Raw genomic sequence first — 24,913 nt, forward strand, 5'->3', positions numbered from 1 at the left:
CGCAAGCGCGCGCCGGATTTGTCTCACCCCTCCACCCCCAGCTGCCACAGGATGAATACAAACTCCTCGGCCGCCTCTTTCAGGCTTTCGAACCGCCCCGATTTGCCGCCATGCCCCGCGCCCATGTTGGTCTTGAACAGCAGTTCGTTGTGGTCAGTCTTCAGCTCGCGCAATCTGGCGACCCATTTGGCGGGCTCCCAATAGGTCACGCGCGGATCGTTGAGCCCGGCGGTGACCAGCATCGGCGGGTAGGCCTGCGCCCGCACCTGATCGTAGGGCGAATAGGACTGGATCAGTTCGAACGCGGCCTTGTCCTCAATCGGATTGCCCCATTCGGGCCATTCGCCCGGGGTCAGCGGCAGGGTGGCGTCAAGCATGGTGTTGAGCACATCGACGAACGGCACGTGCGCTGCCACCGCGCCCCACAGCCCCGGATCGGAATTGATCACCGCGCCCATCAGTTCGCCGCCGGCCGATCCGCCGGCAATCGCGATCCTGCCGGCCTCGGTCAGGCCGCGCGCGATCAACCCTTTGGCGACATCGACGAAATCGCCGAATGTATTGGTGCGCTGTTCCAGCTTGCCGGCCTTGTACCAGGCGCGGCCCAGATCATCCCCGCCGCGCACATGCGCGATGGCATAGGCAAAGCCGCGATCGACCAGGCTGAGCCGCGTGGTCGAAAAGCCCGGTTCCATCGCAATGCCATAGGCGCCGTAGCCATAGAGATAGAGCGGGCCGCCACCCGCGCGGTCGCGGCGCTGCATCACCGAGACCGGGATCAGCGTGCCGTCGCGCGCCGCAATCTCAAGCCGCTCGGTAACATAAAGCGAGGCATCGTACCCTGAGGGCACTTCCTGCACTTTCAGCATGGTCATGGCATGGCTGGCAACGTCGTAATCGATCACGCTGGCCGGGCTGACCATGCTTTCATACGACAGCCGCAGCACGTCCATCGCCCATTCGGGATTGTCGCCCAGCCCGGCGCTGAAGCTGGCTTCGGGAAACTGGATCGGTTCGATCCGGGCGGGATTGTCATAGTACCGCACCTCGATCCGGTCGAGTCCGCGGACCCGACCTTCGATCACGTAGAAATCGCGGAACAGGTCGAACCCGGTGAGGTAAAAATCGTCGCTACCTGCGATCAGCGTGGTCCAGGTGCCGGGATCCGCCAGCGGCGCAGTAGCAAGGCGGAAGTTTTCGTGGGTATCGTTGGTGTGGATGAACAGCGTCTGTTCGCGCAGATCGACATCGTACTCCAGGCCGGTCTGGCGCGGGCGCACCAGCAGCGGCTGGGCCAAGGGATCGGCGGCGGGAACCAGGCGGATCTCGCTGGTTTCATGATCTCCGGCGGACAGGATCAGCCACGCTTCGTTGGCGGACAGCCCGGCGCTGACGCGGAACCCCTCGTCGTGCTCCACGTAGAGCGTGATATCGCCGACGTTGGGTTGGCCCAGCCAGTGCAGGCAAACCTTGTCGGTGCGCCACTGTTCGTTGGCCGGGGTGTAGATCAGCCCCTTGTCCCCGGCGACCCAGACCAGGCTGCCCAGCGTGCCGGCGATCTCGTCAGCCAGCAACGCGCCGCTGGCAAGGTCCTTGATCCGCGCGGTGAAGCGTTCCGATCCGGTATCGTCAAACGAATAAGCCAGGCGGCTGCCATCCATCGAGATCGACAGCGCCTCAAGCCGGAAGTATTCCTTGCCCGCCGCCAGTTCGCCTTCATCAAGAATCAGCTGGTCGGCGCCGCCATCGTTTTTGGCAGCCACCGGCCTTCGCCACCATTTCTTGTATTCGGCGCCCTGTTCGAACTCGATCCAGTAGAGGTAATCGCCGTCCTTCTGCGGGACCGAAGTGTCGGCCTCCTTGATCCGCGCGCGCATCTCGGTGAACAAGGCATCGACCCGCCCCTGCTGACCGGCCATGCGGTGTTCGAACCAGGCGTTCTCGGCTTTCAGATGACCCAGCACCGCCGGATCGGTAACCTCGGGGTAGCCGGGATCGCGCAGCCAGGCGTAATCGTCGGTCACGGTGATGCCGTGGTGCGTGACGCTGAAGGGCTTTTTGGCAGCGACGGGAGGCTGGGCAAGGGATTCGTTCATCGCGCCTCACTAGGCGATTGTCGCGCCATGAAAAGCACGGCATTACTGACGGGAGGCAAAAAGCCTGGAGGAGCGGGCATGCGGATCGTTGCAGCGGGTGTGATCCTGGCGATGCTTGCCCCGGCTGGTGGGGCGATGGCACAGGTGCCTGAAAATCCGGTGCAGGAACCGTTTCGGCAGGTCTCGGTCTTCGCCTTTGCCGGTGAACCGACGCAGTGGCCCGCCTCGCCGCCCGATCTGATCCGCCGCGCTGAAGCAGTGGGCGATCCGGCCGATTGGCTTAATGAAACCGACGCACCGATCGCCGCCTGGCGCAAAACCACGCAGTCGGTCAACCTCACGCTGATCCTCGCAATCAGCGCCGAAGGCCGGGTCACTGGCTGCGCCCCCGATCTCCGTTATGCCGCGCGGTCCCCGGAATGGACTGCAGAGCTCTGCCCGCTGCTGGCCCGGCGCGCACGGCTGGTCCCGGCGCTGCGTAGCGATGGCACCCGCATGGCGGACCATTATGTGTTCGAGGCAAGCTTCCAGTATAGCACCTACCGTTCGGCGCAGAGCGGCCCACTGATTCAGGGCTATGGCTTGGCCCCCGCACCAAGTCCTTCAAGCGACTTCGACCCGCGACTCAAGGCTTGGCCGCCTTCGGGGGGCTGGCTACGCCGCGTAACGACACGACCAGTTTTCAAACTGCCGGTCGAAGCGCCCGGCGGTGCTCCGTTGGTTGGCCCAGCGATTGGCCTGATCGTCGCCGATCCCAAAAGCGGCGATCCCGAATGTCGGGTGGTGCTGTCTTCCGGCGATGCCAAGCTCGACAAGCAGGCGTGCGATTATGCGCACAAGAAGCTGAAGCCGAAGTGGGATGCGGCTGTCCGCTTTCCGGTGCGGCGCTGGCCGTTGCTGCTCAGCCCTGAAGGCAAGGGGTTCCGGGTGATCCAGCCGGATGGCAATGCCGCACGCGGCATCGGGATTGATCCTGCTGAACTGGCGCGCCTGATGGCACTGTGGCAGCCGCAAGCTATGGGCACCCAGATGGTGCGGGCTGGCGGAAAGATCGGTGCAGATGGTCAGCCTGAGAAGTGCCGGATCTATGACAGTTCGGGCAGCGACGCCGCCGATGCTGCCGCCTGCCGTCTGTTCATGACCGAAGCAAAATTCACCGCCGCACGCGATGTCTTCGGCCAGTCCATCACCGGAGCCGGCTGGACCAGCCTGCAACTGCGGCCGCAATAGTCCGCCCGCTGCACCGTCACTCGCCAAAGCCGAACGGTTGCCTTATATTGGCAGCATGACCGAAACTCTCGCGCCCGCGCGTCCCGCCGCCACCGCCCACGAAGCGCGTCTTGCCGCGCTGCGCAATGAACTTGCCGCCCGCGGGCTGGATGGGTTCGTGATCCCCATCTCCGATGAGCACATGAGCGAATATGTCGGGGCCTATGCCCAGCGGCTGCACTGGCTGACCGGGTTCGGCGGATCGGCCGGATCGGCGGCGGTGCTGGCAGACAAGGCAGCGATGTTCGTCGATGGCCGTTATACCATCCAGGTGCGCGAACAGGTTGATGGGCGTCTGTTCGAATACCAGTCGGTCCCGGCCACTTCGGCCACCGCGTGGCTGGCGGACAATACCGGGGCGGGCGCGAAGATCGGGTTCGATCCGTGGCTGCATGGCAAGCCCTGGGCCGATGCGACCGCCGCAGTGCTGAAGGCCAAAGGTGCGCAGCTGGTACCGGTAGAGAGCAATCCGATCGATGCCATCTGGGCCGATCAGCCTGCGCCTTCACCGGCCCCCGCGCTGGTCCAATCCACCCAACTGGCCGGGCAGCCGAGCGAGGCCAAGCGCAGCGCGGTGGCCGAATGGCTGAGTGCCAAGGGCCTCGATGCGGCGGTAATCTCGGCGCTCGACAGCGTGGCGTGGCTGCTCAACATCCGCGGGGCCGACGTTGATCGCACGCCCGTGGCGCTCAGTTTTGTGCTGGCCCATGCCGATGGCACTGCCGAACTGTTCATCGCAGAGGAAAAAGTCACGCCCGAACTGCGCGCGCACTTGGGTAATGCGGTGACGATCCGTCCGCGCGAAATGTTCGTGCCGCAATTGCAGGCACTGGCGGGCAAGAAGGTCGCGGTCGATCCCGAACGCACCGTGCAGGCGGTCTTCGCCGCACTGGCCGGCGCAGGGGCCAGTGTGGCCGAACTGACCGATCCCACGGTGTTGCCCAAGGCGGTCAAGAACAGCGCCGAACAAGCCGGGCAGCGCGCCTCGCAGGCGCGCGACGGGGCCGCGGTGGCGAAGTTCCTCCACTGGCTCAGCATCGAAGCGCCGAAGGGCGGGCAGGACGAATTGTCGGCGGCGGCGCAGCTTCGGGCCTTCCGCGATGAAACCGGCGTGCTGCGCGATCTGTCGTTCGATACGATCTCGGCCGCCGGGCCCAACGGCGCGCAGTGCCACTACAAGGTGAGTGAGGAAACCAACCGGGCGATCGACCCCGCCTCGGTCTATCTGGTCGATTCGGGTGGGCAGTATGCCGATGGCACCACCGATATCACCCGCACCGTGTGGATCGCGACGCCAGATGGTTTGAGCGAGCCGACAGCGGAACACAAGGACCGCTTCACCCGCGTGCTCAAGGGCCACATTGCGCTGGGCACCGCGCTGTTCCCCAAGGGCACGGTCGGCGCGCAGCTCGATACCCTGGCGCGGATGCACCTGTGGGCCGCCGGGCTCGACTATGCGCATGGCACCGGCCACGGGGTGGGCAGTTTCCTCTCGGTCCACGAAGGGCCGCAGCGGATTGCCAAGCCGCAGGCCGGGCAAGCCGGCACCAGCACCGAATTGATGCCCGGCATGATCCTTTCGAACGAGCCGGGTTATTACAAGGAAGGCGAATACGGCATCCGCATCGAAAACCTGGTGCTGGTCGAAGCCCGCGATGTGCCGGGGCAGGAGGGCGAGTATTTCGGGTTCGAGAACCTCACCTGGGTGCCGATTGACCGCACGCTGGTCGATACCGCGCTGCTGACCCGCGACGAGCTCAAGTGGTGGGACGAGTATCACGCGAGGGTTGAGGCGCTGCTGGCACCGCAGCTGCAAAGCGCGGCGTTGGCGTGGTTGAAGGAGGCGTGTGCGCCGCTCAGCCGGGGCTGATGAATTCGCGGAACCAGGCCGACATTTCGACTTCGGTCATGTTTCCGGCTGCCAGTTCAACGAAGGCTACGACCATCTCGGCGTCGCTGGCGGTTAGCACGTAACCGTTCAGAACCAGAAAGGTTTCGCTAACTACCGCTGCGGTCCGCTTGTTCCCGTCAACAAACGGATGGTTCCGCGCAATTCCGAAGGCATAAGCCGCGGCCAGTTCGGCCACCCCCGGATCGCCATAATGCGAGAGATTGACGGGCCGCGCCATGGCGCTTTCCAACGCACCGGCATCGCGCACCCCTTCGCCGCCGCCATGTTCGGCAAGCTGTTCGGCATGCGCCGAACCCGCCACGTCGAGCGCGACCCAAAGCCATTGCTGCGACATAGTGATTACCTGGCAAGCTCGCGCAGAGCGCGTTTGCGCCGGGCCATCACATCGCGTGCTGCGGCCATCTGCGCATCGAAATCGGCGTCGGCAGTCCTCAGCTCGATGCCATTCGGTGTCTTGGCGATCGTGAGCGCTTCGCCAATTCGGGCGTCGAGGTGTGCAAGCAATTCCTTTGGCAAGACAATGCCTGCAGAATTTCCGATTTTGGTGATCTTGACGGTCATGTTCATACGAGTGTTATAACGAAAACTGCACCCTTTGCCAACCCCGCTTGACACGACTCGAATGTTCACTTCATGTTCTCAGCATCCAACTGGAGAAACTCGATGATCGGATATGTCACCGTCGGCACCAATGACCTGCCGCGCGCTGCAAAGTTCTATGATGCGCTGGCTGCCGAGATGGGCACGCCAAGGATGATGGAATTTGAAACCTTCATTGCCTGGGGCACACCCGGCGGCGGCTGCGGAATTGCTGCGACAAAGCCTTATGATGGCAGCGCGGCCACGGTCGGCAACGGGGTGATGGTGGCGATCGAGGCGCGCGACAATGCGCAGGTTGACCGGCTCTATGCCATTGCGCTTGAAAATGGCGGGACCGATGAAGGCGCGCCGGGGCCGCGCGGCGATGGCTTTTATGCGGGCTATTTCCGCGATCCCGATGGCAACAAGCTCAATGCCTTCGTGATGGGGTGAACGCAGGCCGGCTTGCGGTGTGATGAACGGTCAGCGCAATCCGCGACAATTGGCGACAAATCTTGGCATACACGGCATAAGCGTGCGACAAGGCATGGGTAGAAGAGGCGTCGGAAGCCGCGCGGCTGTTCGATGACTCCCCCTCCCCATCGCCCCGCGCGGCTTCCAGCTTTATCCTTTTTTGGGAGTATCGAACCGATGAAAACCAAGATCCTGGGCCTGTCGCTTGCCGCCATCGGGCTGGCCGGTGCTGCCTATGCCGCTGCGCCGCAAAGCGACGCCGATCCGCTGGGTGACAAGACCGTCACCAAGGCTGAATTCATCGCCAGGCACGGCGAAATGTTCGACAAGCTGGACACCAACCGCGATGGCAAGCTCGATTCTGCCGATCGTGCCGCGCACATGGTGCAGCGCTTCGATACGGCTGATGCCGACAAGAACGGATCGCTTTCGCGCGATGAATTTGGCGCTGCCCACGCGCGCGGCCCCAAGCGCGATGACACCGCGCAGGATGGCAAGCGGATGCGCCATGGCGGCGGGCCCGGCATGGGCATGCACATGATCGGCATGGCCGATGCCAACAAGGATGGCAGCGTTACCCGCGCCGAATTCCTGGCCGGCGCCAGCCAGCATTTCGACATGATGGACGCCAACAAGGACGGCTCGCTCAGCGCGGCCGAACGCAAGGCAGCCCGCGGCAAGATGAAGGGCATGCGCCCCGGCGGCCGCGGCGGTCATGGTGACCACCAGATGGGCGACATGTCGCCGCCTCCGGCAAACTGAAGCGAGCGGACCGGTTAGAGCCATCCACGATGGAACGTACCGACCCGATCCGGCTGCTGGTCGTCGATGACGAACCGGCGCTGCGCGAACCCCTGGCGGAGTATCTCACCCGCCAGGGGTTTGCCGTGCGTCAGGCGGCCAGCGCTGCCGATGCGCGCAGCCAGCTGCTGGGCGAACTGCCCGATCTGGTGCTGCTCGATATCATGATGCCCGGCGAAGACGGGCTGTCGCTGTGCCGCCATCTGACCGAGGCCCACGCGATCCCCACCATTCTCCTGACCGCCAAGGGCGAGGCGACCGACCGCATCGTCGGGCTGGAAATCGGCGCTGACGACTATGTGGTCAAGCCGTTCGAGCCGCGTGAGCTGGTCGCCCGGATCCGTTCCGTGCTGCGCCGCAGCGCCAAGGGTGCACCGCTCCAGGGCGAAGACGAACATTATGAATTCGAAGGCTGGCAGCTTGATCCGCTCAAGCGTCGCCTGATCGACCACGAAGGCGTGGTGGTGCCGATTTCCTCGGTCGAATTCCGCCTGCTGCTCGCCTTCCTCGATCACCCTCGCCAGGTGCTCGACCGTGACCGGCTGCTCGATATGGTCCAGGGCCGCGAGGCGCATCTGTTCGACCGTGCGGTCGATAACCAGGTCAGCCGCCTGCGCCGCAAGATCGAAGTCGACAGCAAGAACCCGGCGCTGATCCAGACCGTCTGGGGCGGGGGCTACATGCTGGCCGCCGAAGTGCGCCGCGTGAAAGCCAGCCCCTGACATGACAGCGCGCTTCGGGGGCATCTGGCTCGGGGCTCGAACCCATTACCGGCAGGCCCGAGGTTTGAAGGAATTTGCTCCAGTGCAAGAAGCGAAGGCGATGGAATATGTCGATATTTCGAGACTTCTCGCCGCAGCAATGGGGCAAATTCATCAAACCCCGAAGAGGCGTCAGAATGGCTTCCATATCCAACCAAAACTCGCTTGCAGGGGCAACCAGCCCCTGCGGCGCTCGCTTCGGCCCGATATGTTTGCCAATTTGACGCCTCGGGCCTGCCGGTAATGGGTTCGAGCCCCAAAAGCCTGAAGGGGCAGCTGCTGCTGGCAGTGGCGCTTGCCCTGTTGCTGGCGCAAGGGATCAGCGCAGCGCTGGTTTACGGCGCACAAAACGAACGCCGCGATGCCGCGATCATCCACACCGCCGCGATGCGGCTTTTGCCGGTCGTCCGCGGCGACATAGCTTTGGTCGACGAAGTAGCGCAGATCGAACGCGGCCGTCCGCGCGGGATACGGCTCGAAGTCAGCCCGCAGTTCGCGCCGCTACCGAACGATTGGAACGATGCTGTCGGCGAGGCGGAACTGCGCCGCGTGCTGTCCGAACAGGGGATCGAGGTGGCCGAAGTGCGGGTTCTTCAGCGCCGCATCGGCGATGATGGCGCAGCACTGCGGCGCTTCGAACAGCGTGAACGGCTGCGTCCCGATCACCAGCTCGCGCGTCCACGCACGGTCGTGCTGGCTGCGGTGAGGCTCGGCGGACAAAGCCAATGGCTGATCGCCCGGGTGATGGTGCCGCCAACCGGGCTGCGCCCGCTGTCCAGCCTGATCGGCCAGACGCTGCTGATTTTCGCGCTGGTATTCGGCGCGATTGCCCTGATCGTCGGGCGGATCACCAGGCCGCTGAAAGCGCTGACCCTGCGGCTCGAACGCTTCGGCCAGACGCGCGATGCCGAGGACCAGCTCGAACCCGAAGGTCCCGACGACGTGCGCCGTCTGATCGAGGCGCACAACACGATGGAAGCGCGCGTCGCTTCGCTGCTTGATGAAAAGGACGTGATGCTGGGCGCGATCGGGCATGACCTCAAGACGCCGCTGGCTGCGCTGCGGGTCCGCATCGAAAGCGTCGAAGACGATACCGAACGCGCCAAGATGGCGGCGACGATCGAGGACATTACCCGCAGCCTCGACGATATTCTCTCGCTCGCCCGGGTCGGCCGCCCCAGCGACCCGCTTGAACCAACCGACCTGTCGGCACTGATCGCGCAGGTGGCCGAAGAATTCGAAGACATGGGCGAGCCTGTGGTCTTCGCCGGGGCAGAGCGGGTCGTCCTGTCGCTGCGCGCGACCTGGCTGCGCCGCGCGGTGCGTAACCTGGTGGTCAACGCCTTGCGCTATGGCAAAGTGGCGCGGATTTCTCTGGCCCGCGAAGGCGCCCGCGCGGTCATCCGGATCGAGGATGACGGCCCTGGAATTGCCGAGGGCCAGATGGGCCGGATGCTTGAACCCTTCACCCGCGGCGAGCCATCGCGCAGCAGCACCACCGGCGGCGCGGGTCTGGGCCTGACCCTGGCCCGGGCAATTGCCGAACAGCACGGCGGCGCGTTGCGGCTTGAAAACCGCCGCGATGCCGCCGGCACAATTGCCGGGCTCACCGCAACGATCACAATTCCGATCTAGCTGGTTTTAGCAAAGGCGGCCGAAAGTTCACTGCCGCGTGCTTCCTTCAGAATGCCGCAGCTGCGCACCCGCTCGATCGTCCGTTCAAGCGCCAGCGCGCCGGTCTTCCCAGCCAGGCGCGGACGCAGCAGCGCAGCGATCTCGTCGGCCTTCTCGGCCGAGCAGAACCCGGCGACTATCCCGGGCAGGCGCGAAGCTGTGAAAATACCGCTGCTACCGGCGAACAGTTCCTGGCCGTTGCTTTTGATCCATTCAAAGCCGAGATCGCGCGTTTCGCGGCTGCCGGCGATCCCGCCGATCATCCCGAAGCGTTCGCTGCGGCGCAAGCGCGCATCGTTCATGCCGCTCAGCACCCAGCGCGCCACATCGCCGTTGCCGCTTGTGGCGATGGCGCCAAGTGCGGCGGGGCGGAACAGCGGATCCTGCGAGGCGAGGGCCTTTTCGGCCAGCGCTTTGGCTGCGCCAAGCCCGCCCTGATCGATCAGGATGCGAAACCCCGTATCGAACCAGGCCGGGTCCAGCGCGGCCGAATCCCCCGCCAGATAGGCACCCGCCGCCTTGGCCAGCTGGGCCCGCAGCGCCGGATCGCGCGCGGTCAGCGCCAGGCGTAAGACCGCCTGTTCGCGCAGTTGCGACGTTTCGGGATCTTCCTTGGCGTAAATCCCGGCGCGCGGATCGAAGCCCATCGCGGCCAGACGCGGCGCATAGATCTTGGCAACGAAACGGCGATAACCGGCTTCGCCTTCGGCGCTCAGCATCCCGGTACCGAACAGCGCGGCGAGCGAATCGACCCCGGCGTCGGCGGCGTAGCTGTCAGGATTGTGGCTCAGCTTCTCGGCCGAAGCCAGCAGTTGCGCCGCGCTCGCCCGGCCGGCCTGGAAGCTGGCGTAAAGCGAATCGTCCAGCGCCAGCGCTTCGCCGCCGGGCAGCGCATCGGCCACGGCGATCAGCTTGTCCCAGTCCGCCGCTGGCAATTCGAAGCGATAATAACCGGTACCCCCGGCGTTGGGGATCACTGCGCCAGCGCCCAGTGCGGGAACGCTGGTCTGCGCCTGATCCATCAGCTGACACTGGCGCTGCCCGCCGCTGGCGCGCACGCACAGCGGAATGCCCCAGCGCGTTGCCGGTGCGACAGTGCCAAGCCGGGCAAAGCGGCTCTGGCTGACGGCATAGCCGCCTTTGCCATCGGGCGCGAAAGTGACCAGCGGCACGCCTTGCTGGTCGGTGAAGCTCTGCATCGCGGGCACGATCCGCGGATCGCCCGAGACCTTGGCCATTGCTGCGAAGAAGTCTGCGCTGGTGGCGTTGCCATAGCGGTGCGCGGCCATGTAGCTGCGCACCCCGTCGCGAAACTTGGTATCGCCCATATAGCCCGCGATCATCGCCACGACATGGCCGCCCTTGCCATAGGTGATGGTATCGAAGGCCTCGTCGATCTGGGCATTGGTGGGGATCGGCTGGTGGATCGCGCGCCCGGCGACCAGCGCATCGGTGCCCATCGCGCCAAACCCGTCGGCCAGCGCGCCGGCCCGGATGTTGAGATCGGGCCGCCATTCATCGCCGATGCGGAAGCCCATCCAGTTGGCAAAGCTTTCGTTCAGCCAGATATCATCCCACCACGCCGGGGTGACGAGATCGCCAAACCACTGGTGCGACAGTTCGTGCGCGACGACCATGCCGAAGATGCGCTTCTGGCTGGTCGAGGCCTTGTCGTCCATGATCAGGATCGGATCGGCGTACAGATCGGCACCGGCATTTTCCATCGCGCCGGGCATGATCGGCGAAGTGATCTGATCGAGCTTGGGATAAGGGAAACCCTGCCCGAAGTAGCTTTCGAGATGCGTGACGATGCCCTTGGTGCCTTCCAGCGCGAACTGCATCTGGCCGGCGTTTTCCTTCGTCGTTACAATCCGGATCGGCAGCGGTTTTGCGCGCTGCGGGGTGGCCGGGACCGTCCCCGAAACCGAACTGAACGGGCCGACCATCATCGCCACCAGATAGGTCGGTAGCGGAAGTGTCGGGGCGAAGCGGTGGACCTGCCAGCCGTTTTCAATCTTGCTGGAAAGTTCGGGCGCGTTGCTGACCGCCATCTGACCGGGCCGGGTCCGAACGGTGACGGTGAACGGCACCTTGAAGCCGGGCTCGTCAAACCCGGGGAAGGCGGCGCGCGCATCGATCGATTCGAATTGCGTCCAGCTGTACCAGTCACTCCCCACCTTGACGCGGAACATCCCCGCCGGGCTGTTCTGGAACGGTGCGTCATAGTCAAAGCTCAGCTTGATCGGGCCGGCCGGCAGCGGCGCATCGAACACCAGCCGGGCAACGCCGGTCGGATCGAGTTCGAACCAGCGGCCGACATAGGCCTTGCCGCGGGCCGTGGCGACAGCGCGCCGCACGGCCAGACCGCGCCCGTGCAGATCGATGAAATTGCTGGCTCTGGTCAGCGTCGCATCGATTTCGGCGTGGCCCGAGAAGCGTTCCTTGGCCGGATCGACCGTTAGGTCGAGGCGATAGGCCAAGGGCCGCACCGCGCCGGTCAGCTTGCCCGGCGGCACCGGGGCCAGCGCGGCGACCGCGGCCTTGCCGCCATCGGCTGCAGGTGCCGCAGCCGGAACCTGACCGGCAATGGCCAGGGTAAGCAGCGAAGCTGCGATCAGAAGCGGGCGCATGGGGGACTCCTTGGGTGCGACACAGTTGTTATTGTTTTGTCGCGTCAGACCCCATGCACTCCATCAAATCAAGCGGCGGGTTCGACGAAGCGCTTACCCAGCCCGACCGGCGTCAGCGCAGCAGCCCGCCGAGCAGCCCACGGGCAAAACGGCCAAGCATCGCGCCGCCCAGTGCGGTGCCGATTGCACCCGCCGCAGCGCTGGCCGCCGATGCCCCGACGTTGCTGCCCGATCGCCGCCCGCTCATCTTGCGGGCGATCATCGTCCCGGCCGAAGCGGCTGCGGCACCAAAGGCGGCCTTGCCGGCCTTTTCCCACATGCTGGGCGTGGCGCGCGGCTGGGCGCGTTGGGCCTCAACGCCCTGTTCTTCGACAACTTGCGCGGCGGCGGCGGCATCGGCAGACTTCTGGTTCAGCACTTCGGCGGCGCTTTCGCGGTTGACCGCAGTATCGTATTTTCCGCCGAACGGGCTGATCGACTGGATGATCGCGCGTTCCTTGTCGGTCACCGGTCCCAGCCGGCTGCGCGGCGGGGCCACCAGCGTGCGCTGAACCACTGTCGGCGCGCCATCATCGTCGAGCGTCGAGACCAGCGCTTCGCCCACTTTCAGTTCGGTAATAACCGTCTCGACATCGAGGTCCTTGTTGATCCGGAATGTCTCCGAAGCCGCGCGGATCGCCTTCTGATCGCGCGGGGTAAAGGCACGCAGCGCGTGCTGCACCCGGTTGCCGAGCTGTCCGGCGATCTTTTCGGGGATATCAATCGGATTCTGGCTGATGAAATAGACCCCGACACCCTTCGAGCGGATCAGCCGCACCACTTGCTCGACCTTGTCAAACAAGGCCTGCGGGGCATCTTCAAACAAGAGGTGGGCTTCGTCGAAGAAGAACACCAGCCCCGGCTTTTCGGGATCGCCCACTTCGGGCAACGCTTCGAACAGTTCGCTCATCAACCACAGCAGGAAGGTGGAATAGAGCTTGGGGTTCTGCATCAACTGGTCAGCGGCCAGCACGTTGATGATCCCTTTGCCGTTCTCGTCGCAGCGCAGCAGATCGTTGATCTCGAACGCCGGCTCGCCAAAAAACAGATCGGCACCCTGGCTTTCGAACGACAGCAGCTGGCGCTGGATCGTGCCGATCGAAGGCTTGGAAATGTTGCCATAGCTGGTGGCGAGCTCGCTGGCATTCTCGCCGCAGGTCAACAGCACCTGTTGCAGATCGTCGAAATCGAGCAGCAGCAGGCCATTGTCGTCGGCCCACTTGAAACACACGGTCAGCACCCCTTCCTGCGTCTCGTTGAGTCCGAGCAGGCGCGACAGCAGCAGCGGTCCCATTTCCGAAATGGTGGTGCGGATCGGGTGGCCCTTCTTGCCATAAAGATCCCAGAACACCGCCGGGTTATCGTGATATTCGAACGGTTCGATGCCAAGCTGCGCGGCGCGCGCCTTGATCGCGTCGGCATGGGCAAAGCTATCGCTGCCCGGCATGCAAATGCCCGAAAGATCGCCTTTCACATCGGCCATGAATACCGGCACACCGGCTGCGCTGAACTGCTCGGCCATGGTTTGCAACGTCACGGTTTTGCCGGTGCCGGTCGCCCCGGCGATCAGCCCGTGGCGATTGGCCTTGCCGAGCTTGAGCACCTGGCGTTCATTGTTGGCGCCAAGGCCGATGTAGATGTCTTCCATGGTCGAAATGCTCCCACCCGCGATTCTCGCGTACCCAGTCGCGATATACCGCCCCAAGCCGTTGTGCGAGGGGCTTTTTGCAACCCGCGCGGGTGCCGCTTTCCCTTGAACCGATCCGAGTCTAGAAGCGCCGCAGCATGTCCGAACCCTTCATCCTGCTTGACGATGCCCGCCCCGAAGGCGCCAGCGCTGCGCGCTATTACCACGCCCCGCGCGAAGTGGTGGTGGCGCGCCAGGTGGAAGAGGTGCTCCCCGCGCTTGACCGGATTGCCGCGCTGCAACGCGATGGCGCGCAACTGGCGGGCTATTTCGCCTATGAAGCCGGGCTGGCACTGGAAGCGCGGCTGGCGCCGCTGGCCGCGCCCCGCACCGGGGCGGCCGGTCCGCTGGTGTGGTTTGGTGCGTTCGATGGTTTTGAAGAGATCGCTGCGCAGGACGTGCCCGCATGGCTGGCCGCGCGGGCGCAAGGCAGCGCGCAGGTTGGTCCGCTCGATCCCACGCTGTCGGCCGGCGGCTATGCCCGGGCCTTTGCCGAAATGCAGGAACGGATCGCAGCGGGCGATATCTATCAGGCCAATCTGACCTTCCCGCTGTCGGGATCGTTCAGCGGCGATCCCTTGGCGCTTTATGCCGCAGCCCGTCCCGCCGGCAGCGCGGGCTATGGCGGGGTGCTGTTCGATGGCACGCACTGGCTGCTCAGCTTTTCGCCCGAACTGTTCTTTGCCGAACGCCACGGCGCGGCAATCGCCAAGCCGATGAAGGGCACGCGTCCGCGCGGCCGCGATGCAGCCGAAGACGCGCGTCTGCGCGATGAACTGGCCGCCTCGGTGAAGGACCGCGCCGAAAACCTGATGATCGTCGATCTGATCCGCAACGATCTGTCGCGGGTGGCCGAGGCGGGCAGCGTCAAAGTCGATTCGCCGTTCGCGGTGGAGACCTATCCGACACTGCACACCATGGTCACCACGGTGCGGGCCAAATTGCAGGACGGAAAGGGCGCGGCAGACATGCTGCGCGCGCTGTTCCCGTGCGGATCAATCACCGGCGCGCCGAAGATCCGCGCGATGGAACTGATTGACACCGTCGAACGCGATGCGCGCGGGCCATACTGCGGTGCGATCGGACGGATTGATGGTGGCGGTGATGCCGCGTTCAACGTGGCGATCCGCACGCTGCGTCTGACCCCGGGCGAGAACCAGCGCGGGCGCGCGGTGCTGGGGGTTGGCGGGGCGATCGTTGCCGATAGCGAAATGATGGCCGAATGGCGCGAATGCCTGGTCAAGGGCGGATTCGTGCGGCTTGTCGCGGGCGGCGCCGATCTGATCGAGACGATGCGCTTTACCCCCGATGAAGGCGTGCCGCTGCTCGAACTGCACCTCGAACGGATCAGGGCCAGCGCCGCCGAACTGGGCTTCGCCTTCGATCGCCATGCGGTGCGCAACGCGATTCAGGCGCTGTGTTTCGAAGCCGATGCCCCGGCGCGGCTGCGGCTGCTGGTCGCGCGCGGCGGGGCCTACAGCCTTGAACTGGGTGCGCTTCCCGCGCCGCTCGAACGGCCGGCGCTGTGCGTAGCGCTGCCGATCCCGGTCGATCCGGGTGATTGGCGGCTGCGCCACAAAAGCAGCGATCGCCACTTCTACGAACTGGGTCTGCAAGCGGCGCAAGGTGCCGGCGGCGATGAAGCGCTGTTTGTGCGCGACGATGGCCTGCTGACCGAAGGTTGCTGGACCAGCCTGTTCGTCGAACGCGATGGCCAGCTGTTGACCCCGCCGCTCGCACTCGGTCTGCTGCCCGGAGTACTGCGCCGCTCGTTGATCGAAGCGGGCCGCGCGGTGGAGGCCGAACTGACGCTCGATGATCTCAAAGACGGCTTCCTGATCGGCAACGCCTTGCGCGGGCTGATGCCGGCGAAGCTGACATGAAGCTGTCCGCTGCCATGGGCCGGATCGCCCCGTCGAGCACGGCGGCGATGAGCGACCGCGCCCTCGCGCGGCGCGCGGGCGGCGCGGATATCATCTCGCTCTCGGTTGGCGAGCCTGATTTCGCCACCCCGGCGCATGTGATCGAAGCGGCCAAGGCCGCGCTCGATGCCGGCGATACCAAATACACTGCGGTGGCCGGCACCTTGGCGCTGCGCGAAGCTGCGGCGCTGCATTTCGCGCGCGATCTGGGGATCGCAGTACCGCCAGAGCAGGTGATCGTCAGCGCCGGGGGCAAGCAGGCGATTTTTCACGCCTTGGTGGCCACGCTTGATCCGGGTGACGAAGTGCTGATCCCGTGCCCGTGGTGGGTAAGCTATCCCGAAATCGTGCGCTTCGCCGGGGGCACGGTGATGCCGCTGGAAACCACGCCCGCCAGCGGATACCGGATTACGCCCGCGCAACTGGCAGCGGCGATCACGCCCAACACGCGCTGGTTGCTGCTCAACAGCCCCGGCAATCCCACCGGCTCGGTCTATCCGGCGGCGGAGCTGCAGACGCTGGGCGCAGTGCTGGCGGCGCATCCGCAAGTCATGGTGCTGTCCGACGATATCTATGCCCCGCTGCGCTACACCCCCGGGCACCATGCGACGATCGCGGCGGAATGCCCTGAACTGGACGGCCGCGTTCTGACCGTCTCGGGCCTGTCCAAAAGCCACGCGATGACCGGCTTCCGGATCGGCCTGGCGGCCGGGCCCGCGTGGCTGGTCAAGGCGATGGGCAAGCTGCAATCGCACTCGATGGGCAGCCCATCGACCAACAGCCAGGCCGCCGCCGTGGCCGCGCTGGAAGGGCCGCAGGATTTCCTGATCGCATGGTGCGCCATCATGCGCCAGCGCCGCGATACGGTGATCGCCGCGATCAATGCCATTCCCGGCCTTTCTGCACCCTCGCCCGACGGCGCGTTCTACGCCATGGTCGATGCCGGGCCGCACATGGCGCGGTTCGGCGATGATCAGGCCCTGTGCCTGCACCTGCTTGATAACGGCGTGGCGGTGGTGCCCGCTTCGGCCTTTGGCGGCAAACATGGTTTCCGGATCAGCTTCGCCGCGTCCGAAGCAGCACTCGAAGAAGCGCTGCGGCGCATTGCAAAGGCCCTTTCATGATGCAGCTCCCGATCCTGTTCGAAGACGGCGAGGCGCTGGTGATCGACAAACCGGCCGGCTTGCCGATCGATCCGCCGCGAACCGGGGGCCTCGCGCTGGAAAACTATCTCGAGGCGCTCAAGCTGGGGTTCCAGCGCCTGCCGCAGGCGGTCCACCGGCTCGATCAGGATACCTCGGGCTGCCTGCTGCTGGCGCGCAATCCCAAGGCGCTCAAGCGCTTTTCTGCCGCCTTCGAAGCGCGCGAAGTGGAGAAGGTCTATCTCGGGATCGTCGCGGGACTGGTCGAAGGCGATGACGGGACAATCGACCTGGCACTGAGCAAGATCAGCAGCGAGGAACAGGGTTGGCGGATGATCCCGGCCAAAAAGGGCAAGCCTTCGCTGACCCATTGGCGCAAGCTGGTGGTGCGGGAAGGCCTGACGCTGGTCGAGTTCCGCCCCGAAACCGGACGCACGCACCAGATCCGCATTCATGCCTTGGCCGGGCTGGGCACCGCGCTGCTCGGCGATCCGGTCTATGGCGATGGAACCGGCGCGCGCCGCACCATGCTCCACGCCCGCGCGCTGACCGTGCAGCGCGGCGAGAAGCCGCCGATCACGGCCACGGCCCCGCTGCCGGCCGACTTCGCGGCGCTGGGATTTGGCGATGTCGACGTCGGCTGAAGAGGCGATTGCCCGCGCCAGCACGGTGGCGAGCGAAGCTTTCATCACCGCCTCGGGCCCGGGCGGGCAAAACGTCAACAAAGTGGCCACCGCAGTCCAATTGCGGCTCGATGTCTATGCGCTGCGCCTGCCTGAGCTGGTGTTCAGGCGGCTCAAGGAACTGGCCGGCAGCCGGATGACCAGCAAGGGCGAACTGCTGCTCACCGCGCAGCGCCACCGCACCCAGGAAGCCAACCGCGAAGATGCCCGCGTGCGGCTGGCGCAGCTGATCACCGAGGCCTTCAACCTGCCCGAGAAGCGCGCCAAAAGCCGGCTCAACCGGGTCAACAAGACCCAGCGGCTGGAAGGCAAGAAGCTGCGCGGCACGGTCAAAGCCGGGCGCGGCAGGGTCCAGTTCGACTAGTTGCAAAGCCCTTCCCCGCTGGGGAAGGGTGTTTTAATGCTAATTCCGCCCGTCGAGCAGTCCGCGCGCGATCACCTGGGCCTGAATTTCGGCTGCGCCTTCGAAGATGTTGAGGATCCGGGCATCGCACAGCACCCGGCTGATCTCGTATTCCAGCGCATAACCGTTGCCGCCGTGGATCTGCAAGCTGGCGTCGGCATTGCTCCAGGCGGCGCGCGCGGCCAGCAGCTTGGCCATCCCGGCCTCGATATCGCAGCGCTTGCCGGTGTCCTTGGCGCGGGCTGCTGCATAAGTCAGCTCGCGGCTGAGGACGAAATCGGTCAGGCTCATCGCCAGCTTGTCGGCGACGCGCGGGAACTGCACGATCGCCTTGCCGAACTGCTTGCGCGTGCAGGCGTAGGCCAGCCCCAGCTCCAGCGCACGCCGCGCCACCCCCACCGCGCGCGCGGCGGTCTGAATCCGGGCGGCTTCGAAGGTCCGCATCAATTGCTTGAAGCCCTGCCCCTGCTCGCCGCCCAGCACGGCATCGCCGGGCGCGGCCATACCGTCAAATTGCAGCGCGTATTCGCGCATGCCGCGGTAGCCCAGCACTTCGATCTCACTGCCGCTCATGCCATGTGCGGGAAACGGATCGGCCTCGCTGCCGCGCGGTTTGGGAACCAGCAGCATCGACAGCCCGGCATAACCCTTTGCGTCGGGCAGCGTGCGGCACAGCAAGGTCATCAGATCGCTGCGCGCGGCATGGGTGATCCAGGTCTTGGCCCCGTCGATCACCCACTGCGCACCTTCGATCCGGGCGCGGGTCTGCAGTGAACCAAGGTCCGATCCGGTGTCAGGTTCGGTAAAAACGGCGGTCGGCAACACTTCGCCGCTGGCGATTTTGGGCAGCCACTGGGCCTGCTGCGCAGGCGTGCCGGAATGCGCGATCAGCTCGCCCGCGATCTCGCTGCGGGTGCCGAGCGAGCCTGCGCCAATCCAGCCGCGCGACAGTTCCTCGGTGATCAGGCACATCACCAGTTTGGACAGGCCAAGTCCACCGAATTGCTCGGGGATGGTTGCGCCAAAGGTGCCCAGATCGGCCATCTTGGTCACGGTGGCATCGGGAATCAGCTCGTTGCCCAGGTGCCACTTGTGGGCGTAGGGCAGTATTTCGGCATCGGTGAAGCGGCGGAACTGATCGCGCACCGCGTCGAGCTCGGTATCGTGGAAACTTTCACTCGGCCATTGCCCTTCAGCCAGCGCAGCTGCCACTTCGGCGCGGACTGCGGATTGGTCCTGCGATGACAGCAGCGCGATCGAATCGCGCAGCACTTTGACCGCATCGCCCAGCCCCAGATCGACCGGGCGGAACAGCTCGTTCTGCCCCATTGCTAGCCCGCCGGTCAGCTGCCCCAGCGTTTCGGCATAGGCGAGCCGCACCAGACTGCGGTCGAGCCCCGAACCGCCGCCGTTGGCGTCGAGCCAGGCCGAAACCGCTTCCAGTGCGGCCACGCTGGTCGCAACCCAGGCAAAACCGTGGGCGGCGCGCTGATGGTCATCGATGCGCTGCCCTTCCAGCCGCTCGGCCAAGGAGGTGCGTGCCGCATCGCGGTAATTCTGCGCCGCCAGCAGCAGGTGGGAAAATTCGCTGCTCATGCCTTTTCGAACACGGCCGCGATCCCCTGCCCGCCGCCGATGCACATGGTTTCGAGGCCATAGCGGACATCGCGGCGCTGCATTTCGCGCGCCAGGTTGGCAAGGATCCGGCCCCCGGTGGCACCGATCGGGTGCCCCAGCGAAATCCCCGAACCGTTGACGTTGAGCATATCGTGGCGGCTGTCGTCGTCCGACCAGCCCCAGCCCTTGAGGCAGGCGAGCACTTGCGGGGCGAAGGCTTCGTTGAGCTCGATCAGGCCGATATCGCTGAACGACAGCCCGTTCCTGGCAAACAGCCGCTCGGTTGCGGGCACCGGGCCATAGCCCATCCGGCTTGGATCGCAGCCCGCTGCGGCCCACGAATGGAACCACGCGATCGGCTCCAGCCCCAGTTCTTCCAGCTTGTCCTCGGCCACCACCAGGCAGGCGGCGGCGGCATCGTTCTGCTGGCTGGCATTGCCGGCCGTCACCACGCCCCCGCTTTCCAGCGCGCGCAGCTTGCCGAGCGATTCGGGCGTGGCATCGGCGCGGTAGCCTTCGTCGTGATCGAACAGCAGCGGATCGCCCTTTTTTTGCGGGATCGAGACCGGCACCAGTTCATCGGCGAACTTGCCTTGCGCCCAAGCCGCCGCAGCGCGCTGGTGGCTGCGCGCGGCATAGATATCGCAGGCCTCGCGGCTGATATTCCAGTCCTTGGCGAGGTTTTCGGCGGTTTCGATCATGCCCGAAATCACCCCGTAGCGTTCGATCGGCTGGCTCATCACCCGCCCGCGGGTCAGCCGGTCATGCAGCGTCAGGTTGCCCGCGCGCACGCCTTTACGGATGTCGGTGCTGTAATGCTCGACGTTGGACATGCTTTCGCAGCCGCCCGCCACCACCACGTCGCTGTGCCCGGTCTGGACCATCATCGCCGCGTTGACGATCGCCTGCAGCCCCGATCCGCAGCGCCGGTCAAGTTGATAGCCGGGGACATGTTCGGGCAGGCCCGCCAGCAACCATGACCAGTGGCCGATGCACGGCGCTTCGCCGTTGCCATAGCCCTGGCTGAACACCACGTCGTCGACGCGGCCCGGATCGATCCTGGTGCGCTCCATCAGCGCCTTCAGGATCGTCGCGCCCAGTTCCCCGGCAGTGAGCGAGGACAGTGCCCCGCCGAACTTGCCAACAGGGGTGCGGATCGGGGCGACGATGGCGGCGCGACGCAATTGAGTCATTTCGTGTCCTTGTCCGATGTGGCGACAATGCCCCGGTCAATGAGCTTGGCGATTTCTCCCGAGGAGAGCCCCAGGCGTTCGGCCAGAACCTCTTCGCTGTGCTGACCAAGATAGGGCGCGGGCCTGGGATCGCCCGCTGCGGTGCCGGGTACATTCGCGAACGAACGTGTGGCGGGATATGCGAAGCCGCTGGGGTTGGCCGGAGAAGGCCCGAACAGCGGATTGTTCGTCACCAGTTCGGGGTCCTGGGCTGCTTCGAACATGGTACGATAGCGTTCGAAGGTGGCGCCCGCTGCGGTCAGCCGCGCGGCCAGATCGGCGTAGTCGAACCGCTCGGCCGCAGACTGGAACAGATCGAACAGCCGCACTCGGTTGACGAAACGGGCGTGATCACTGGCGGCGAAATCCACGTCCAGTTCGGCCTCCAGCGCGGCGACCTCGGCGGCGAGGCCGAACGCGTCGACTGTCGCCTTCCATTGCTTCGGGGTCAGCGCGGCGACCATGAAGCGCTTGGCGTCCCTGCTCAGGAAATCGCGCCCGAACGCGCCCCAGATGGCATTGCCCAGCCGCTCACGGTCCGCGCCGCGATAGAGCATTTCGGCCATCGCCCCGGCATTGGCCATGGTCCCGATCGCGACATCGCCCAAGGGCACACGCAATTCGGTCCCCTGGCCGGTCGCGTCGCGGTGGCGCAGGCCCGCCAGCAGGGCGAAGGCGCAGTAGGCCCCGGTGATGAAATCCCATGCCGGGAGCACCTGGTTGATCGGCGGGGCGCCAAGTCCATTGGGGCCGGGGTCCCAGTCTGCTGGCCCGGTCATCAAAGGATAGCCGCTGGCGGCGTTGACGGTGAAATCCATCGCCTGGCGGCCATCGTGCCAGCCCATGATCCGCACCGAAACCAGTTCGGGGCAGCCTTCCGCCAGCTTGGCGTGGCTGAGGAAGCTGTTCACCGGCAGGTTGGTGATCATCTGCCCGGTTGCGCGGACCATTTCCGCCGCCAGTTCGCGGCCCTCAGCCGCGTTCAGATCGAGCGCGAGGCTTTTTTTGGCGCGGTTGAGGTTTTCCCACGAGAGCGAGCGGCCCTCAGGCGTCATCAAGTAGCGATCGTAATCGAGCCCGCCCGCCTTGTGATCGATCCGCACGACATCGGCACCCATTTGCGCGCAATACAGCCCGGCAGTGGGCGAGGCGACAAAGCTGGAAACCTCAACGATTTTGAGGCCTGAAAGGAGGTCGTACATCTACTGTGCACCCGCCCATTCGCGCAGCATATGCTTGGCGATCTGCAATTGCAGGATCTGCGTGGTGCCTTCGTAGATCCGGTAGATCCGGGCATCGCGGAAGAACCGTTCGGCATCGTATTCCGCAAGATAGCCCGCGCCGCCATAGACCTGCACCACCCGGTCGGTCACCCGGCCGCACATCTCGCTGGCGAACACCTTGAACGCAGCGGCCTTGCGCAGCACGTTCTCGCCCGCATCGGCGCGAGCGGTCACGTCGGCCATCATGCATTGCGCGGCGTATATCTCGATCTCGCTGTCGGCCAGCATCTGCTGGATCAGCTGGAAATTGGCGATCGGTTCGCCAAAGGCCTTGCGTTCGTTGGCATAGCGCAGCGCCGAATCGAGCGCGCGGCGGGCATAGGCGGTGGCCGCTGCACCCACCGAAATACGTCCGTTATCAAGGCTCTGCATCGCATAGCCGAACCCCTTGCCCGCTTCGGTGCCAAGCATGGCATCGGCGGGCAGCACCACATCTTCCATGATCACATCGGCGATATGGCTGCCCGATTGGCCCATCTTCTTGTCACTGCTGCCGATCGAAACGCCGGGCGTGTCGGTGGGCACCAGAAAGGCCGAAACGTGCGCGTTCTTGGGCAGGTTTTCCTTGGTGGTGCGCGCCATGATCAGCGCCATCTTGGCGAACGGCGCATTGGTGATGTAGCGTTTGGTGCCGTTAAGCACCCAGCCGTTGCCGCTTTTCGCCGCGAAAGTCTGCAGCCCGGCGCTGTCCGATCCCGAGCCCGGTTCGGTCAGGCCAAAGCAGGCGATTTCACCAGCAGCCAGGCGCGGCAACCACTCGGCTTTTTGCGCTTCGGTCCCGCCGTTCTTGAGCGCCGAGCAGACCATCCCGATGTTGATCGAGATGATCGAACGGAACGCTGGCATGGCATAAGACAGCACGTTGATGGTGCGCGCGTACTGCGCGATGTTCATCCCTGCGCCGCCGTATTCTTCGGGTATGGTCAGCCCGAACAGGCCCATATCGCGCATTTCGTTCAGGATATCATCCGGGATCCGGTCGGTTTCGATCACCGCGCGCTCGGCCGGGATCAGCCGTTCGCGGACATAGCGCCCAAGCTGATCGATGAATTGTTCAAAGACATCCTGATCCATCACGCGGGGTTCCTCAAATCGGATCGTAGGGGAAGACGTGCGCCGAAACTTCATCGGCGCGGGCCATGCTGGGCCTGAACGCGGGAATCAGCTCTGCGGCAATACTTTCAGGCGTCCAGCCCTCCAGCTTGCTCATCGAGCGCACCGGGCGCGGCTTGTTGTACAAGGTGATCTCGTTCTTGCGGACCGAGAAGATCTGGTTGGTGACCTCCTTCGCGGCGTCGGACGCAAGATAGACCACCAGCGGCGCAATCTTGTCTGCGCTCATCGTCTTGAGCCGTTCGACCCGTTGCTGCTGCTCGGGGGTTTCGGCCGGGATCGAGGCGGTCATCCGGCTCCACGCAAACGGCGCGATGCAGTTGGAGCGCACGCCTGCGCGCGCCATATCGAGCGCGATCGATTGCGACAGGCCGACAATACCTAGCTTGGCCGCGCTGTAATTGGCCTGGCCAATGTTGCCGATCAGGCCAGACGTCGAGGTGAAGTGGATGAAGCTGCCGCTCTGCTGCTCGCGGAAATAGGGGGTTGCGGCCCTGGAAACGAGGAAGGCGCCGTTCAGATGCACATCGATCACCGCGCGCCAGTCTTCGAAGCTCATTTTGTGCCAGATCGCATCGCGCAGGATCCCGGCGTTGTTGACCACCGCATCGATTCGCCCAAAGCGCTGCACCGCGTCTTCGATGATGCTGGTCGCGCCCGCCGGATCGGCGACCGAGGCGAGGTTGGCGTGGGCCTTGCCGCCCGCCGCAATGATATCATCGACGGTCTGTTGCGCGGGCCCGGCATCACCGCCTTCGCCGCCGCCGCCAACGCCCGGATCGTTGACCACCACTGCCGCGCCATGGCTCGCGCACAGCAACGCAATCTCGCGACCGACGCCACGGCCGGCACCGGTAATGGCGACAACCTTGCCTTCAAGCATGCCCATGGCCCAGCGAATCCTCTGCAGTTTAATCGCACGCTTAACAGCGCCTAGTTTCGTCAGACGGTAAAATCAACCGGTGGGTTTCGCCCCGGGCGATGGCGTCACGGGCGGGTTCGCAGGCGGCTGACTGGCGGGCGGCTGGGGCGCGCCGCCAGGAACGCTGCCGGGCGGCAGTTGCCGGTCCTCGAGCATTTCGGCGGCGTCATCCAGCGCGCGGGCTTCGCTGGCGGTTGTGCCGCCGGCGGTCTTGTCCTCGCTGGAGCACCCAGCCAGCAGGATCAGCGGTAGCAGGAGCAATGTGCGCATCACGCCATGATAGCGCGGCTTGAAAAAAGGGAAAGGCGGACGCTGCCCGTTGGCCGCGCCCGCCCTATTGAGAGCTTGCAGCGATGCCTAGCGCACCGGGGGATCACCGGATGTCGTATCAGTATCAGCGGCACCCGCATCGGCCGAAGCATCGGCGACCGGGGTTCCGGCATCGGCCGGAACGGCTTCTTCGGCCGGCATTTCGACGTTGCCAGGCTCGGCTTCTTCCTTGGCGCTTTCCGAGCTGCCGCAGGCGGCAAGCGCCAGCGCTGCGATGGCGGTGAAGGCAAGGAGGGCAATTTTCTTCATCGGAATGGCCTTCTTCTGGAACAGTGCGACCGGCGGCGCGATTGCCGCCCATTCCCCCAGTCTAACCACGCGCGAATGCGCTGCCAACAGACAAA

22 protein-coding genes are annotated in these 24,913 nt (G+C 65.1%); 10 read left to right on the forward strand and 12 right to left on the reverse strand.

Going from position 1 to position 24,913, the window contains the following annotated elements:
* Positions 1-23 precede the first annotated feature (23 nt).
* Positions 24-2,096, reverse strand: a complete 2,073-nt coding sequence (locus tag RMN99_RS12975; protein ID WP_309623742.1) for a S9 family peptidase — start codon at positions 2,094-2,096, stop codon at positions 24-26.
* Positions 2,097-2,174: 78 nt separating this feature from the next.
* On the opposite strand from RMN99_RS12975, the gene RMN99_RS12980 reads away from it, so the two are divergent.
* Positions 2,175-3,326 (forward strand): hypothetical protein, encoded by a 1,152-nt coding sequence (locus tag RMN99_RS12980; protein ID WP_309623743.1) that lies wholly within the window; start codon positions 2,175-2,177, stop codon positions 3,324-3,326.
* 55 nt (positions 3,327-3,381) lie between these two features.
* Positions 3,382-5,235 (forward strand): aminopeptidase P family protein, encoded by a 1,854-nt coding sequence (locus RMN99_RS12985; protein WP_309623744.1) that lies wholly within the window; start codon positions 3,382-3,384, stop codon positions 5,233-5,235.
* Here the strand turns inward: RMN99_RS12985 and RMN99_RS12990 are convergent.
* Together RMN99_RS12990 and RMN99_RS12995 are read right to left on the reverse strand one after the other, a co-directional pair.
* A complete protein-coding gene (locus RMN99_RS12990; protein ID WP_309623745.1) occupies positions 5,222-5,611 on the reverse strand; it encodes a type II toxin-antitoxin system death-on-curing family toxin in 390 nt (129 codons plus the stop codon). The genes RMN99_RS12985 and RMN99_RS12990 overlap by 14 nt on opposite strands.
* Before the next feature lie 5 nt (positions 5,612-5,616).
* Positions 5,617-5,844, reverse strand: a complete 228-nt coding sequence (locus tag RMN99_RS12995; protein WP_309623746.1) for an AbrB/MazE/SpoVT family DNA-binding domain-containing protein — start codon at positions 5,842-5,844, stop codon at positions 5,617-5,619.
* Positions 5,845-5,940: 96 nt separating this feature from the next.
* On the opposite strand from RMN99_RS12995, the gene RMN99_RS13000 reads away from it, so the two are divergent.
* The 4 genes from RMN99_RS13000 to RMN99_RS13015 all read left to right on the forward strand — a co-directional run bounded on the left by RMN99_RS13000 (position 5,941) and on the right by RMN99_RS13015 (position 9,527).
* Entirely contained in the window at positions 5,941-6,309 is a 369-nt protein-coding gene (locus RMN99_RS13000; RefSeq protein ID WP_309623747.1) for a VOC family protein, read from the forward strand.
* Between the two features lie 198 nt (positions 6,310-6,507).
* Positions 6,508-7,092 (forward strand): hypothetical protein, encoded by a 585-nt coding sequence (locus RMN99_RS13005; protein WP_309623748.1) that lies wholly within the window; start codon positions 6,508-6,510, stop codon positions 7,090-7,092.
* Positions 7,093-7,121: 29 nt separating this feature from the next.
* Complete coding sequence (locus RMN99_RS13010) at positions 7,122-7,853, forward strand: response regulator (RefSeq protein WP_309623749.1); 732 nt, start codon at positions 7,122-7,124, stop codon at positions 7,851-7,853.
* A 282-nt stretch (positions 7,854-8,135) separates the two neighbouring features.
* Entirely contained in the window at positions 8,136-9,527 is a 1,392-nt protein-coding gene (locus tag RMN99_RS13015) for an ATP-binding protein (protein WP_309623750.1), read from the forward strand.
* Here RMN99_RS13015 and RMN99_RS13020 read toward each other — a convergent pair.
* Both RMN99_RS13020 and RMN99_RS13025 read right to left on the reverse strand, forming a co-directional pair.
* A complete protein-coding gene (locus RMN99_RS13020) occupies positions 9,524-12,196 on the reverse strand; it encodes a M1 family metallopeptidase (RefSeq protein WP_309623751.1) in 2,673 nt (890 codons plus the stop codon). The genes RMN99_RS13015 and RMN99_RS13020 overlap by 4 nt on opposite strands.
* 112 nt (positions 12,197-12,308) lie before the next feature.
* Complete coding sequence (locus RMN99_RS13025; RefSeq protein ID WP_309623752.1) at positions 12,309-13,883, reverse strand: helicase HerA-like domain-containing protein; 1,575 nt, start codon at positions 13,881-13,883, stop codon at positions 12,309-12,311.
* Positions 13,884-14,020: 137 nt separating this feature from the next.
* Here RMN99_RS13025 and pabB point away from each other — a divergent pair, with 137 nt between their 5' ends.
* From pabB to arfB, 4 genes are read left to right on the forward strand one after another with little or no spacing between them, the layout of a single operon-like run.
* Positions 14,021-15,805, forward strand: coding sequence for an aminodeoxychorismate synthase component I (gene pabB / locus RMN99_RS13030; protein ID WP_309623753.1), 1,785 nt, complete (start codon positions 14,021-14,023; stop codon positions 15,803-15,805).
* Complete coding sequence (locus tag RMN99_RS13035) at positions 15,802-16,968, forward strand: pyridoxal phosphate-dependent aminotransferase (RefSeq protein ID WP_309623754.1); 1,167 nt, start codon at positions 15,802-15,804, stop codon at positions 16,966-16,968. The genes pabB and RMN99_RS13035 overlap by 4 nt, the downstream gene beginning before the upstream one ends.
* Entirely contained in the window at positions 16,965-17,630 is a 666-nt protein-coding gene (locus RMN99_RS13040) for an RNA pseudouridine synthase (protein ID WP_309623755.1), read from the forward strand. Before RMN99_RS13035 ends, RMN99_RS13040 begins: the two co-directional genes overlap by 4 nt.
* Positions 17,614-18,033 carry an alternative ribosome rescue aminoacyl-tRNA hydrolase ArfB gene (arfB, locus tag RMN99_RS13045; RefSeq protein WP_309623756.1) on the forward strand — a complete coding sequence of 140 codons (420 nt, stop codon included), beginning with the start codon at positions 17,614-17,616 and terminating at the stop codon, positions 18,031-18,033. Before RMN99_RS13040 ends, arfB begins: the two co-directional genes overlap by 17 nt.
* Before the next feature lie 39 nt (positions 18,034-18,072).
* Here arfB and RMN99_RS13050 read toward each other — a convergent pair whose 3' ends face one another.
* From RMN99_RS13050 to RMN99_RS13080, 7 genes are all read right to left on the reverse strand, one after another.
* Positions 18,073-19,668, reverse strand: coding sequence for an acyl-CoA dehydrogenase family protein (locus RMN99_RS13050; RefSeq protein WP_309623757.1), 1,596 nt, complete (start codon positions 19,666-19,668; stop codon positions 18,073-18,075).
* The gene (locus tag RMN99_RS13055) at positions 19,665-20,882 is read right to left on the reverse strand and encodes an acetyl-CoA C-acetyltransferase (RefSeq protein ID WP_309623758.1); all 1,218 of its coding nucleotides are present in this window, start codon (positions 20,880-20,882) and stop codon (positions 19,665-19,667) included. Before RMN99_RS13055 ends, RMN99_RS13050 begins: the two co-directional genes overlap by 4 nt.
* Positions 20,879-22,123: a CoA transferase gene (locus RMN99_RS13060; protein WP_309623759.1), complete on the reverse strand. Its 1,245-nt coding sequence runs from the start codon at positions 22,121-22,123 to the stop codon at positions 20,879-20,881. Before RMN99_RS13060 ends, RMN99_RS13055 begins: the two co-directional genes overlap by 4 nt.
* Positions 22,124-23,278, reverse strand: a complete 1,155-nt coding sequence (locus tag RMN99_RS13065) for an acyl-CoA dehydrogenase family protein (RefSeq protein WP_309623760.1) — start codon at positions 23,276-23,278, stop codon at positions 22,124-22,126.
* Positions 23,279-23,291: 13 nt separating this feature from the next.
* Positions 23,292-24,200 (reverse strand): SDR family NAD(P)-dependent oxidoreductase, encoded by a 909-nt coding sequence (locus RMN99_RS13070; RefSeq protein WP_309623787.1) that lies wholly within the window; start codon positions 24,198-24,200, stop codon positions 23,292-23,294.
* Positions 24,201-24,272: 72 nt separating this feature from the next.
* Positions 24,273-24,509, reverse strand: coding sequence for a hypothetical protein (locus RMN99_RS13075; protein ID WP_309623761.1), 237 nt, complete (start codon positions 24,507-24,509; stop codon positions 24,273-24,275).
* 87 nt (positions 24,510-24,596) lie between these two features.
* Positions 24,597-24,887 (reverse strand): hypothetical protein, encoded by a 291-nt coding sequence (locus tag RMN99_RS13080; RefSeq protein ID WP_309623762.1) that lies wholly within the window; start codon positions 24,885-24,887, stop codon positions 24,597-24,599.
* Positions 24,888-24,913: the final 26 nt, after the last annotated feature.

Origin of the sequence: Novosphingobium sp., from assembly GCF_031417815.1 — a bacterium.
Classification (GTDB): domain Bacteria; phylum Pseudomonadota; class Alphaproteobacteria; order Sphingomonadales; family Sphingomonadaceae; genus Novosphingobium.